1 protein-coding gene is annotated in these 903 nt (G+C 66.3%); it reads left to right on the top strand.

The genetic code is table 11. From position 1 onward, the window contains the following. On the top strand, positions 1 to 903 hold a 903-nt coding region (locus tag A5692_RS20815), incomplete at both ends, for an AMP-binding protein (protein ID WP_156766196.1).

The raw sequence follows: 903 nt of genomic DNA, 5'->3' as shown, positions 1-903 counted from the left end.
ACACGTGTGGGGACCGGTCCTGGACGTATCGGGAGCTTGATGAGGCGGCGAATCGGTTAGCGCACTTACTCGTTGCTCGTGGGGCGGGTCCGGGTGGGTGTGTGGGGTTGTTGTTGCCGCGCGGCGCGCAGGCGATCGTGGCGATGTTGGCGGTGCTCAAGTCGGGGGCGGCCTATGTGCCAATGGATCCGGGCTTGCCCGCGGCCCGGGTGGGGTTCCTGGTGGCTGACGCCGCCCCGGTCGCGGTACTGACCACCACCGAGTTGCGCTCGCGGCTGGATGGTCATGGCGTGGCGGTGATTGATGTCAGTGATCCCGTGATCGATGCCCAACCGGCCACCCGACCACCGGGCCCGGCTGCTGAGGATGTGGCGTATTTGATTTACACCTCGGGCACTACCGGGGTGCCTAAAGGTGTTGCCGTTACCCATGGCAACGTGACCCAGCTGTTGGCGTCGCTGGATGGTGCGGTGGAGCGGGTGGGGGTGTGGTCGCAGTGGCATTCGTATTCCTTTGATGTGTCGGTGTGGGAGATTTTCGGTGCGCTGTTGGGTGGGGGCCGGTTGGTGGTGGTGCCCGAGGCGGTGGTGGGTTCCCCGGATGATTTGCAGGGCTTGCTGATTGCTGAACGGGTCAGTGTGTTGAGTCAGACCCCGTCGGCGGTGGCGATGCTTTCGCCGCAGGGGTTGGAGTCGGTGGCGTTGGTGGTGGCCGGGGAGGCGTGTCCGGCTGAGGTGGTCAATCGGTGGGCGTCGGGGCGGGTGATGCTCAACGCTTATGGGCCGACGGAGACCACGGTGTATGCGGCGATCAGTGCCCCGCTCACCCCGGGCACGGGGGCTGTGCCGATTGGGTCGCCGGTGTCGGGGGCGGCGCTGTTCGTGCTCGATGGGTGGTTGCGTG

Origin of the sequence: Mycobacterium sp. E342 (assembly GCF_001667665.1) — a bacterium.
GTDB lineage: Bacteria > Actinomycetota > Actinomycetes > Mycobacteriales > Mycobacteriaceae > Mycobacterium.
The sequence above is the reverse complement of the archived record's forward strand: the minus strand, read 5'-3'. Positions and strand labels throughout refer to the sequence as shown.